12 protein-coding genes are annotated in these 12,200 nt (G+C 70.8%); 6 read left to right on the top strand and 6 right to left on the bottom strand.

The window, feature by feature from the left end:
- Positions 1–92: 92 nt before the first annotated feature.
- Positions 93–521, bottom strand: coding sequence for a DUF6892 domain-containing protein (locus ITJ56_RS14670; RefSeq protein ID WP_194631378.1), 429 nt, complete (start codon positions 519–521; stop codon positions 93–95).
- Positions 522–636: 115 nt separating this feature from the next.
- Here ITJ56_RS14670 and ITJ56_RS14675 point away from each other — a divergent pair, with 115 nt between their 5' ends.
- Both ITJ56_RS14675 and ITJ56_RS14680 read left to right on the top strand, forming a co-directional pair.
- A complete protein-coding gene (locus tag ITJ56_RS14675; protein ID WP_194631379.1) occupies positions 637–2,085 on the top strand; it encodes an APC family permease in 1,449 nt (482 codons plus the stop codon).
- A 135-nt stretch (positions 2,086–2,220) separates the two neighbouring features.
- Positions 2,221–2,841: a hypothetical protein gene (locus ITJ56_RS14680; RefSeq protein ID WP_194631380.1), complete on the top strand. Its 621-nt coding sequence runs from the start codon at positions 2,221–2,223 to the stop codon at positions 2,839–2,841.
- A 4-nt stretch (positions 2,842–2,845) separates the two neighbouring features.
- Here the strand turns inward: ITJ56_RS14680 and ITJ56_RS14685 are convergent, their stop codons facing one another.
- Entirely contained in the window at positions 2,846–3,271 is a 426-nt protein-coding gene (locus ITJ56_RS14685; protein WP_194631381.1) for a hypothetical protein, read from the bottom strand.
- 99 nt (positions 3,272–3,370) lie between these two features.
- A complete protein-coding gene (locus tag ITJ56_RS19005) occupies positions 3,371–3,859 on the bottom strand; it encodes a DUF6264 family protein (protein WP_416354790.1) in 489 nt (162 codons plus the stop codon).
- Between the two features lie 135 nt (positions 3,860–3,994).
- On the opposite strand from ITJ56_RS19005, the gene ITJ56_RS19010 reads away from it, so the two are divergent.
- Positions 3,995–4,327, top strand: coding sequence for a hypothetical protein (locus ITJ56_RS19010; RefSeq protein WP_194631383.1), 333 nt, complete (start codon positions 3,995–3,997; stop codon positions 4,325–4,327).
- 101 nt (positions 4,328–4,428) lie between these two features.
- Here ITJ56_RS19010 and ITJ56_RS14700 read toward each other — a convergent pair whose 3' ends face one another.
- Positions 4,429–4,929, bottom strand: coding sequence for a DUF427 domain-containing protein (locus ITJ56_RS14700; protein ID WP_194631384.1), 501 nt, complete (start codon positions 4,927–4,929; stop codon positions 4,429–4,431).
- A gap of 97 nt (positions 4,930–5,026) precedes the next feature.
- On the opposite strand from ITJ56_RS14700, the gene ITJ56_RS14705 reads away from it, so the two are divergent.
- Positions 5,027–6,439 (top strand): amino acid permease, encoded by a 1,413-nt coding sequence (locus tag ITJ56_RS14705; RefSeq protein WP_194631385.1) that lies wholly within the window; start codon positions 5,027–5,029, stop codon positions 6,437–6,439.
- A gap of 42 nt (positions 6,440–6,481) precedes the next feature.
- Here ITJ56_RS14705 and ITJ56_RS14710 read toward each other — a convergent pair whose 3' ends face one another.
- Both ITJ56_RS14710 and ITJ56_RS14715 read right to left on the bottom strand, forming a co-directional pair.
- The gene (locus tag ITJ56_RS14710; protein WP_194631386.1) at positions 6,482–7,468 is read right to left on the bottom strand and encodes an AraC family transcriptional regulator; all 987 of its coding nucleotides are present in this window, start codon (positions 7,466–7,468) and stop codon (positions 6,482–6,484) included.
- 117 nt (positions 7,469–7,585) lie between these two features.
- Complete coding sequence (locus ITJ56_RS14715) at positions 7,586–7,822, bottom strand: hypothetical protein (RefSeq protein WP_194631387.1); 237 nt, start codon at positions 7,820–7,822, stop codon at positions 7,586–7,588.
- Positions 7,823–7,908: 86 nt separating this feature from the next.
- On the opposite strand from ITJ56_RS14715, the gene ITJ56_RS14720 reads away from it, so the two are divergent.
- Together ITJ56_RS14720 and ITJ56_RS14725 are read left to right on the top strand one after the other, a co-directional pair.
- A complete protein-coding gene (locus ITJ56_RS14720; RefSeq protein ID WP_194631388.1) occupies positions 7,909–11,322 on the top strand; it encodes an SNF2-related protein in 3,414 nt (1,137 codons plus the stop codon).
- 59 nt (positions 11,323–11,381) lie between these two features.
- A complete protein-coding gene (locus ITJ56_RS14725; RefSeq protein WP_228517943.1) occupies positions 11,382–12,164 on the top strand; it encodes an HNH endonuclease family protein in 783 nt (260 codons plus the stop codon).
- Positions 12,165–12,200: the final 36 nt, after the last annotated feature.

The following is a 12,200-nucleotide window of genomic DNA, read 5'->3' on the forward strand; positions in this document are numbered from 1 at the left end:
CACCACCGGGAGGCCTTCTTCGATCAGCGCGTCAACGACCGCCCAACGACACAACGTCCCTGGACATCACAGCTAGCCCCGGGACGTGCGCGTCAGGCGGAGCGGACCTCGACGCCCTTGGCAGCCAGGCGCTCCGAGACGTGCGCGGGCAGCGGTGCCGCGGCGTACACCGTGCGGAGTTCCGGCAGGTCGAGCAGGTCGTCCCAGTTCTGCGGGTCGAAGCGGTCGTCGGAGCCGTCCCAGCCGGGGTGGACGTCCTGCAGTACCTCGAGATCGGAGTCGACGGTGATCTCGCGGACGAGCGCGAGGTGCGAGGGCAGCAGATCGAGGTCGTCGTAGTACTCGCGCGCCCGGTCGTCCTGCCCGTCGACGTCGAGGTCCTCGTCGCTCTCGTCCTCGGCATCCGGGTCGTAGGGGTCGAGGACGTCGAGGTCGTAGCAGAGGACGTCGAGCACCAGCAGCTTCGCGTTGAAGTCCGCGAACTCGATGGGCTCCTCGGTGGTGTTCGACTGGTGATCCATGGCCCGGAGCGTATCCGGCGCGGCACCTGCCCGTTGCGGCACGGGCGTGTTGCGATCTCCAGGGAGCTTCCTGTGAAATCGAACAGCCCGCTGTCCCCCGGGAACAGGGTGATGCATGGCCACCACCAAAGCAGACCGCCCACAGCAGGAGCAGACCGAGCTCCGCCGGGTCATCGGTCCGAAGCTCCTGCTGCTGTTCATCGTCGGCGACATCCTCGGTACGGGTGTCTACGCACTCACCGGGCAGGTCGCGGCAGAGGTCGGCGGAGCAGCGTGGCTCCCCTTCCTCATCGCCTTCGCGGTCGCGCTCCTGACGGCGTTCTCGTACCTCGAGCTCGTGACGAAGTACCCGCAGACCGCCGGCGCCGCGCTGTACGTGCACAAGGCGTTCGGCATCCACTTCGTCACGTTCATCGTCACCTTCATCGTGATGTGCTCCGGGATCACCTCGGCGTCCACCGCGTCGCGGGCGTTCGCGGCGAACCTCGGCGTGGGCTTCGGCATCGAGCTGCCGAACGGCGTGGTGATGCTCATCGCCATGGGCTTCATGCTCGCCGTGATGCTCGTCAACCTGCGCGGGGTCAGCGAGAGCGTGAAGACGAACGTCGTGCTGACGCTGGTCGAGCTGTCCGGTCTCGTGATGGTGATCCTGATCGGCTTCTGGGCGATCGCCGGGGGCAACGCGGACTTCTCGCGGGTGGTGATGTTCGACACTCCGGAGGACAAGTCCCTGCTGCTCTCGATCAGCACGGCCACGTCGCTGGCGTTCTTCGCGATGGTCGGCTTCGAGGACTCGGTGAACATGGCCGAGGAGACCAAGGACCCGTCGCGCATCTTCCCGAAGGTCATGCTCACCGGCCTCGGCATCACCGCCGTGATCTACGTGCTCGTCTCGATCTGCGCCGTGGCCGTCGTGCCGATCGGTGAACTCGCCGGCAACGAGACACCCCTGGTGACGGTCGTGCAGACCGCGGCACCGGACTTCCCGATCGCGGACCTGCTGCCGTTCATCTCGATGTTCGCCGTCGCCAACACCGCGCTCATCAACATGATGATGGCGTCGCGGCTGCTCTACGGCATGAGCAAGCAGGGCGTGCTGCCGGGCTTCCTGTCCCGTATCTCCGCCGCCCGCCGCACCCCGTCGACCTCGATCGTCTTCACGACCCTCATCTCGCTCGTCCTGATCGGCTGGGTCTCGCTCGACCCGGATTCCCCGATCGTCGTCGTGCTCGGTGGCACCACCTCGCTCCTGCTGCTGACGGTGTTCGCGGTCGTCAACGTGACCGTGCTGGTGCTGCGCCGCGACAAGGTCGAGCAGAAGCACTTCCGCGCCGGCGTGGTCATCCCGGTCATCGGCGTGGTCACCTGCCTGTGGCTCGTCCTGCCGTTCTCGTCGGGACGCGACCCGCAGCAGTACCAGATCGCCGGCGCGCTGCTGGCCCTCGGCGTGCTGCTCTGGGTCGTGACCTGGTTCACCCACGGCCGGAAGCAGGCGGAGAAGGCCCCGACCGGACTCGTGACCGAGCCGACGAAGGTGCAGCGCCCGCCGCACGACCACCGCTGAGGGCTGTCGACGGTTCCGGGGCACGAGCACGGGCACGGGCGGCCGAGACCGGCGGGCCGCCGTGCGGTTCTCAGGCGGCGCCCGTACGCTCGATCTGCTCCGCCTGCCCCGCCCCGCCCGTCGAGAGGTCCCGTCATGCGCCGTGTCGGCATCACCCTCGCCTCGGTGTTCGGCGCCGGGATCGTGGCCGTCGGCATCGGGGTCGTCGTGCTCGTCGTGATCGCGGTGAACTCCCTGGCCGGCATCGCGAGGTCGAGCGCCGCGACCCCGACCCCCGCGTGCCCGGCGGTCGCCGCGAAGACGGTCGGCGGGATGGTCGTGCCGGCCGGACCCGTCGGGGGCTTCTGCCAGGACCGCCTGATGAACGCCGCCCACGTGATCCAGGCCGCCCAGGCGCTCGGCATCGGTCCGCACACGCAGGCCGTCGGCGTGATGACCGCGATCGGTGAGTCGAGCCTGGTGAACCTGGACCACGGCGACGCCGCGGGCCCGGACAGCCGCGGCCTGTTCCAGCAGCGAGACAACGGCGCTTGGGGCACGTACGAGCAGCGGATGGACCCGTACACGGCCGCGTCGATGTTCTACGCGAAGCTCGTGAAGGTACCGGGCTGGAAGTCGATGACCCCGACGCAGATGGCGCACGCGGTGCAGATCAACGCGGACCCGGACCACTACGCCAAGTCGTGGCCGCAGGCGAAGGCCATCGTCGAGGAACTGACGGGCGAGACCGTTCCGGACGCCGCCCCGCAGAACTGACCGGTCACGACGCCACCGCCTCGTCGAGCTCGACGATCGCCGCTCCCCCGGTGTGCACGACGACCTGCGCACGGAGCCGAACACGGTGTTCGTCCAGGGCGCACGCACAGGCGTCGACCCACTCCCAGTCGACGGGGTACAGGCGGTCGGCGTCGGGCCGTTCCCACACGAGTACGACGTCGACGGCACCGAGCTGCGCCACGATGTCCGCGATCAGCGCCGCGAAGTCGTCGACGTGCTCGTCCGGAGAGTACGGCAGGTCGGCGATCGGCAGCAGGAACGGGATCGACATCCCGCGGTCGTCGAGGAACAGCACCCAGCACTGTCGGCGCAGTGGCCGTTCGACGACGGCGGTCACGAGCTGGACGACGTCGTCGTCGGTGCGGACGGGTTCACGGATGAGGCGGTCGAGCATGTCGGTGTCAGGCATGGAACCAGCGTGTCGACTCGGCACCACGGACAGCGGCGAACCCCGACTTCTGGGGAGAAACGCCCGGGTCGACCCCGTTGGGGAGGAAGAAGCACGACCTCAGATGCCGTGCGTCACCGAGCTGTCGACGAGCAGCAGCGACGCGAAGAACACCGCGACGACCGCCGCCATGCCGATGAGCACCACCGGCCAGGTCAGTCGCCGCCGCACGAGCCGCAGCACACTGACCACGATCGACGCGACCAGGACCACGGCGACCACGATCGGCCCCACGACCACGACCGAGTCACCCAGGGTGGCGTTGCAGGTGTTGCCGGGTGCCGCGCACGACACGAACGCGAGCGACATGAGCTTGATGCCCCATCCAGCTGCCAGCGCTTCGACCGTCAGCAGCACGAGCAGGGCGATGGAGGCGACCATGTCCGCGACGCGGCGGTTCCCTGCCAAGGGGTGCCGGGCCTCCCGTCCGAAGCGTGCCGGACCGGACCCGAGGGGATCAGGACCGGACCCGACATCCACGCCGGACCCGATCGACGCACCGGGCCCCGACTCCGGGGCCGGCGCTGCCCCTCGCGTGGGCGCGTCCATCAGGAACGCCGGACCAGTTCGAGCAGGACGCAGAGGAAGGAACGCATGTCCCCATGGTGCCCGGTCCCGCGGGCAGGCGCGCGCTGCACGACGACGGGATGTACGAGACGAGGGAACCTCGCTACATTCAGACCCATGGGAGCCGCCGCTCGTGACCACGAACCACCAGCAGCCCCGGCCACGTTCGCCGTGGTGCTCGGCCTGGTCGCGTTCGCCATGGGCCTCATCGTGCCCCCGCAGTCCGCAGGACGACACCTGCTGCTCGGCGCGCTGTTCGGCTGCATCAGCGTGCTGAGCGGGTGGCGGGCGGTGCAGATCGCCAGCCGTCGTCGCGGAGTCCACGTCTGGTCGTGGATCGGGATCGCCATGGGTGGGGCCGGCCTCGTCATGCTCGTGTGGCAGGCGCTCGTGCTCGTCACCGGCGGCGGGTTCCCGACGCCGTTCTGGTTGCCCTACGCGGGTCGCTGACGCCTTCCGGCCTGGAGGCCCGGCTCGGCCCCGCCGTGCCGCTCACGCACCGGGGTGGTCGCCCGTCGGGCGCGGCAACGGGCATCCGGCGTCGTCGGCGGTCACCAGCCGAGCGTGCCCGGGGCGCCCTTGAACGGACCGACGATGTCGGCCGTGATCCAGCCGCCGTAGAAGTCGCCGTCCTGCGCCTGCACCCGTTCGCCGCCGACCTCGCAGGAGTCCATCGCCGAGGGGTAGATCGCGACCCGCTCCCGGAGCGTCTCGTACCCGGGCACGGGCGTGGGGTAGTTCCAGGCGGCACGGCTCGCGACCGTGCCGTCCCCGCCGACGATGTCGAAGTAGCGCGCCAGGCCCTTGAACTCGCACATGCTCGAGCCCGTCGCCGTCACGAGCGCGCCGTCGACCAGGTCCGCGGTCGGCAGGTAGTACACCGGCGGGTGCGAGGTCTCGAGGACCCGGACCGCATCCGTCGTGTCCGCCACGACCGTGCCGCCGAGCCGCACGACGACGCGGGCGGTGACGGGTTCGACGGCGGGCGGGCGGGGGTAGTCCCAGACGGACTCCTGGCCGGGGGCGGGTTCGGTCCGGTTCGGGTGGCGCATGGTCCAGGTCTACGCCGCGCGCCTGCCGGCCAGCCGGGCGGGCGGTGCGGTCGGAAACGGCCGAGCACGAACCGGCCGCCGGGTGCACGATGGGCGGGTGACGACGACGACACGCAGCCTGTTCCGACGGAAGCCCATCGACCTGATCGATGACGACTCCGGGGGCGAGGGCGGCCTGAAACGGCACCTCGGCCTCTGGCAGCTCACCGCGATCGGCATCGGCGGCATCATCGGCGCGGGGGTCTTCACCCTCGCCGGCACCGTGGCGAACGGCGTCGCCGGACCCGCGGTCCTGATCAGCTTCCTCGTCGCCGGCGTGGCCAGTGCCGCGGCAGCCCTGTCCTACGCCGAGTTCGCCGGGCTCATCCCGAAGGCCGGCAGCGCCTACACGTACGGCTACGCGGTGCTCGGCGAGATCGTCGGGTGGTTCATCGGCTGGGACCTGTTGCTCGAGTACACCGCGATCGTGGCGGTGGTCGCGATCGGCATCTCCGGGTACGTCGGGTTCCTGGTCGGCCAGTTCGGCATCGACCTGCCCGCCTGGATGCTCGGCGCGCCCGGCACCGGCGACGGCCACGTGATCGACGTCTTCGCGATCATCCTCTGCCTGCTCACCGCGTTCGTGCTCACCCGCGGCATCCGCAGCGCCGCCCGGTTCGAGTTCGTCGCCGTCGGCATCAAGGTGGCGCTCGTCGTGCTCATCGTGGTGCTCGGCGTCTTCCACATCGACAGCGCGAACTACTCCCCGTACTTCCCGTTCGGGTTCGGCGGCGTGATGACCGGTGCCGCGACGGTGTTCTTCGCCGTGTTCGGCTACGACGCGATGTCCACCGCGGCCGAGGAGTCCACCGACGCCCGCAAGCACATGCCGAAGGCGATCCTGCTGTCCCTCGGCATCTCGATGGTCCTCTACGTCCTGGCCACGATCGTGCTCACGGGCATGCAGGACTACGAGGACATCGACCCGGCGTCGGGCTTCTCGTCGGCGTTCGCGTCGGTCGGGCTCGGCGGTGTCGCGAACGTCATCGCGATCGGGGCCATCGTCGGCATCGTCACGGTGCTCGTGACGTTCATGCTCGGTGCGTCGCGCGTGTGGTTCTCGATGAGCCGCGACGGTCTGATGCCGAAGTGGTTCGCCAAGACCGACCCGAAGCGACACGTTCCCACCCGGGTGACCTGGATCCTCGGCATCGCGTCAGCTGTCCTGGCGGGTGTGCTGCCAATCGGCGTCGTGGCGGAGCTGACCAACATCGGCATCCTGCTCGCGTTCGTGGTCGTCTGCGGTGCCGTGGTCGTGCTGCGCTACCGGCAGCCCGAACTCGACCGCCAGTTCCGGCTGCCGTTCATGCCCGTCATCCCGATCATCGGCGTCATCGCGTCGCTGTGGCTCGTGACGTTCCTGCAGTGGGAGACGTGGGTGCGGTTCGGGATCTGGTTCGCGATCGGGCTCGTCGTGTACTTCGGGTACTCCCGGAAGCACAGCAAGCTGGCCGAGCCGACGAAGCGCTGAGCGCGGCGGACGCCGCGAGCGCGGCGGCCGGGGCGGGCGCGCTCAGCGCCGAAGCGTCTCCCGCGGGTACTCCCCGAACCGGGCCGCGTACACCGAGGCGAAGCGCCCCATGTGCGCGAAGCCCCAGCGTCGCGCGACGTCGGCCACCGAGGTCGCCTGCGGGTCGAGGATCCGCAGTTCCTCGTGCACCCGTCCGAGCCGGACCTCGCGCAGGTAGGTCATCGGCGACCGCTCGAACGCACGCTGGAAGGACTCCTGGATACCGCGGATGCTGAGCCCGGCGGCCTCGGCGATGTCGGCGACGGTGAGCGGCTCGTGCGCGTGCGCCTGGATGAACTCGACGGCGGCGCGGAGCCGGCCGTCGCTCCGGGTGCCGTAGCCGGCCGGGAAGCGCTCGGCCTGCAGCGGGTACATCCGGAGCAGTGCCCGGGCGACGTCGCGCTGCGACTCGTGCCAGGCGAGCGACCCCTCGCCGTCCTCACGGAGCGCCCGGACCGCACCGGCGACGGCGGTTCGCCACTGTCCGACGGCGGCCGGGTCGGGCTCCACCGTCACGTCGAAGGCCATGGTGCCGTCGACCAGGTGGTCCTCGGCGGCGACGTCGAGCACCAGGTCGCGGCGCAGGTGCACCAGGCGCTGGTCCCAGTCCTGGTACTCCATCTCGAAGCGGCGCTCCACCGGGAACATCGTCGGCACGCCGGGCTTCATACGGATCTCGTCGCGACCGATGTCGACGCGTGCTTCACCGCGGTCGAGCCACTGCACGACGACCTCGCCCTCGGTGGCGACGTCACCCCGCAGGTACCCGTGCATCTGGGAGCGCCGGATGCTCATCCGCTCGTCGCCCACGGCGACGTACCGGTACCAGTAGTCCTGGTCGAGTTCCCGCGAGTACCAGGCCTTGCCCCCGTACATGCCGGCGAGGGAGCTGATGGCGGAGTCGGTGTCCTGCCCGGCGACCGCGACGAGCGACGTCGGCGGCGTGGTCCCGGCAGCAGCGGGATGTGAGTCGGTCGTGCTGTCGGTCATGCGAACACCTCTCTCTCGTGGAGCAGAGCGGTGGGTGGTGACATCCGGGTCGGGCCGACCTGCGCTTCCACGCTAGAGAGCGGTCGGTGGTCGTACAACCAGGGTGCGCTCTGTGGCTTATCGGCCGGTCCAGCGAACCCAGCCGTGCACCTGGGCGGCCGCGCTCTCGAGCGACGAGTGCGCCCCGGCGATCGAGTCGTCCGGCGATGCCACCCGGTACTGGTCCGTCCGGGTGACGTCGCAGACGACCTCGGAGTCGAGCCACACGTTCCAGTGGTCTGCAGAGTCGTGCACCCACCGCAGGCGGTCCGGCATGAGCGTGTCCAATCGGGTCGGGCGGATCGCAGTCGTCACGTTCCTCCATGGACGGTAGCCCTGTCCGGTGTGTCGCGCCCAGGGTGGTGTCGGGGATCGTCGGTGGTGACTGGCACGATGGACCCGTGCCAGCAGCCCCGATGATCGACGCCGTCGACGTCATCCGCTTCGTCGGGCCGCAGACGTTCGGCCGTGCACGCGACCTCGTCCGGGCCGGCCTGGTGGACGACGCCACGTGGCACGACGACGACGGCACCGTCACGGCGACCGTGTCCGGCACCGCCGACGATCCGTACGAACTCCGGGTCGACACGACCCCGGCACGTGGTGACTTCGTCCGCCCGGTCCGCAGCACCTGCACCTGCCCGCTCGGCGGCGACTGCAAGCACGTCGCAGCGGCGCTGCTCACGATCAACGCCCGTGCCCTCGCCGCGAACGCCGGCCCCGGTCCGGAAGCGCCGGCTCCGCCGCCCTCGGACTGGAGGCACGACCTCGCCCGCCTCGCCGGTGACGACGAGCAGGCGCCCGCGCCGCAGGGCACGCGCATGGGCCTGCAGTTCGAGTTGCGTGACGCGGTCCCCGCCAAGCTCGCGTCGCGCGCACGGGCCGCCGGCCGTGCACTGCCTGCGCCGTCCCGCACGGTGCGGCTCGGGGTCCGCCCGGTGATCCGCTCGGATGCGGGCAACTGGGTGCGCGGGCAGTTGACCTGGAGCACGCTCCCCTACTCGCAGAACCGCCTCGGGGTCGGCGTCGAGCAGCACGCCTGGTTCCTGCAGCTCGTGGCCCTGCACCGCGCGGGCCAGGTCGCCGGGCTGCCGACCGAGAGCGATTGGCTGCACCTCGACGACTTCCGCAGTCCGCTGCTCTGGCCGCTCCTGCAGCAGGCGGCCGCGCTCGACGTCGCGTTCGTGACCGGCAAGCGCGAGGGCGGAGCCGTGCTCGGTGCGCAGGCGCAGGTGCTGCTGGACGTCGCCCGCGACGACGACGCCGTGGTGATCGGCGCGAGCGCAGTCCTCGACGGCCGGCCCGTGGTGCCCGGGGCAGCGCGGATGATCGGGGACCACGGCGTCTACGTGTTCCGCGAGAGCCCCGAGTTCACGGTCGCCTTCGCCCCGACGCCGGCCCCGGTCCCCGAGGACCAGCGGCGCATGCTCCTCGAAGGCACCCGCATCACGGTGCCACGGGCCGAGGTCGACGAGTTCCTGGCCGACTGGTCGCCCCGGTTGCGCGGTGCCCTCGGGCTCGTCAGCTCCGACGGCTCGGTCGAGCTACCGGAGCGCACCCCGCCCGAACTCGTGCTGACCGCGACGTTCGAGCCCGCCCGGGCGCCACGCACCGATGACCGCGTGCACCTGCACTGGCGCTGGCACGTCGACGGCAGGAAGGACCCGGTCTCCCTGCACGGCCCGCTCCCCGACCTGTCCGGGCTGCTGGCCGCCGACGACCCGACCGAGCCGACGAACCCAGCTGCGGCGGTGGAGTCGACCACGTCGACGGCGTCGGTCGACGACGCGACGCAGGCCGGGCCTCCCGTCCGTGCTGCTGGACCCGGAGGCGGACTGGACTGGTTCGAGGACGGCACCATCGACGGGGCCGACGTCGCGGTGTTCGCGAACGAGTTCCTGCCGGAGCTGCCGGCGCTGGGCATCCGGACCGTCGTGCAGGGCGAGCGGCTCGACTACGAGCGGCTGAGCGGACGGCCGCACATCCGCGTCACGACCATGCCGTCGGACAAGCACGACTGGTTCGACCTCGGCATCATCGTGAGTGTCAACGGCAAGCAGATCCCGTTCACGCCGCTGCTCACCGCGCTCGCAGGTCGGCAGCGACGACTCAAGCTCGTCGACAACTCGTACCTGTCGCTCGCCGACCCCGCGTTCGACCGGCTCAAGGAGCTCATCGACGAGGCCCGCGACCTGGACGAGTGGGAGCCCGACCAGCCGATCGCCGTCACGCCGCTGCACGCCGGGCTGTGGTCCGAGTTCGACCTGCTGGCCGACGAGACCTCGCACGACGAGCGCTGGCAGGCCATCACGTCGGGGCTGCTCGGGGCGACTCCCCCGGGTGACGTGCCGTTGCCGGACACCGTGCACGCCGAACTCCGGCCGTACCAGCACGCCGGGTACGCGTGGCTGTCGTTCCTGGTGACGCACGGCATCGGCGGGGTGCTCGCCGACGACATGGGGCTCGGCAAGACGCTGCAGGTGCTCGCGATGGTCGCCGCACGTCGTACCGCGGAGCCCGACGCACCGCCGTTCCTGGTCGTCGCACCGACCTCGGTCGTCGGCAACTGGGCCGCCGAGGCCGCCAAGTTCGTGCCGTCGCTGCGGGTGGCGACGGTGACCTCGACGTCGTTGAAGGACCCGGGGCTCGTCGCCCGGACCGCCGCCGCGTCGGACGTCGTCGTCACCTCGTACGCCCTGCTCCGGCTCGACGCCCGCGCCTGGACCGACCTGCCGTGGTCGGCGCTGGTGCTCGACGAAGCCCAGTTCGTGAAGAACCCGCAGTCCCAGACCCACCGTGTGGCGTCGGAGCTGCAGGCACCGGTGAAGTTCGCGATCACCGGCACCCCGCTCGAGAACGGCCTGACCGACCTGTGGGCACTGTTCCACATCGTCGCTCCTGGGCTGCTGTCCACCTGGACCCGGTTCGGCGACGACTACGTGAAGCCCCTCGCCTCGCCCGAGCTCCGCGGCGAAGCCCGTCAGCAACTGACCGCCCGGCTCCGTCGACGGATCCGGCCGCTCATGCTCCGCCGGACGAAGGAAGCCGTCGCGGCCGACCTGCCCCCGAAGCAAGAACAAGTCGTCCGGGTCACGCTCGACCCCGCGCACCGGGAGCTGTACGAGCGGACGCTGAACCGGGAGCGCCTGAAGGTCCTCGACCTGATCGACGACCTGTCGAAGAACCGGATGATCGTGTTCCGATCGCTGACGCTGCTGCGGATGCTCGCGCTGTCGCCGGCGCTGGTGTCCGTGGGGACGTCGGGGTCGGCGTCGTCGGACTCGCCACTGTCGCCGTCGACGCCGATCCCCTCGGCCAAGCTCGAGCTGCTGCTCGACGAACTCGAACAGCTCGCCGCCGAGGGCCGCCGCGCCCTGGTTTTCAGCCAGTTCACCTCGTTCCTGCGGATGGTGTCCGACGCCCTCGACGCCCGCGGCATCGGCTACGAGTACCTCGACGGCTCCACCCGCAAGCGCCCGGAGGTCATCGAGCGCTTCCGGCAGGGCACCGCCCCGGCGTTCCTCATCTCGTTGAAGGCCGGCGGCTTCGGGCTCACCCTGACCGAGGCGGACACCGTGTTCGTGCTCGACCCGTGGTGGAACCCCGCCGCCGAGTCCCAGGCCGTCGACCGGACGCACCGCATCGGGCAGACCCGGTCGGTCAGCGTGCAGCGGTTCATCGCCGAGGACACCATCGAGGAGAAGGTCCTGGCCCTCGCCGCCCGCAAGGCCGAGTTGTTCGCCACGATGATCGACGACGACGCCCTGTTCGCCGATGACCTGACCGCCGACGACATCCGCTCCCTGCTGACCTGAGTCGCCAGCCCGCAGCCCCGCGCCACCGTTCCGCCCCGCACCACCTGGAGTCCCACCGCATGACGTCCCGCCGACGCCGCAGCCGCATCACCCTGACCTCCGTCATCGTCGTCCTCGCCCTCGCGGTCGGCGGCTACGCGCTCGGCGCCACCGGCGCCCTCGGGCCCGACGTCGACGCCGACGCTGCTGGCGGGCCCGCGGCCGTGGAGACGACCACGATCGGACCGCAGGACGCGTCGTCGGGGGCGAGCCCGGCCTCCAGTCCGACCGTCACCCGCGGAACCGACGCCGACGCCGCCCGCGCTCGCACCCTGCTCGCCGACCTGCCCGTCAAGGGCAAGGCCGCCGGCACCGGCTACGACCGCACCGGCGACTTCGGTAGCGCCTGGCTCGACGTCGACCACAACGGGTGCGACACGAGGAACGACGTGCTCGCGCGCGACCTCGCACGCATCACCCGCGAGGGCCGCTGCAAGGTCCTCACCGGCACCCTCGTCTCGCCGTACACCGGTGCGACGGTCGACTTCATGCGGGGCAACACGACCTCGACGCTCGTGCAGATCGACCACGTCGTCGCCCTCGAGAGCGCCTGGCGCACCGGGGCCCAGCGGCTCACCGAGGCCGAACGGCAGGCGCTGGCGAACGACCCGGTGAACCTGTTGGCCGTCGACGGCCGGTCGAACTCGCAGAAGGGCTCCGGCGACGCGGCGACCTGGCTGCCCGCGAACAAGGTGTTCCGCTGCACCTACATCGAGCACCAGGTCACGGTGAAGACGAAGTACCGCCTGTGGGTGGCTCCGGCGGAGCGGGACGCGATGGTGCGGGTGCTGGACGCCTGCTGACGTCGGGCAGTCCGCTGCCGCTGGGCATCGGCTCGG

Source organism: Curtobacterium sp. VKM Ac-1376 (genome assembly GCF_015351025.1).
Lineage (GTDB): Bacteria > Actinomycetota > Actinomycetes > Actinomycetales > Microbacteriaceae > Curtobacterium.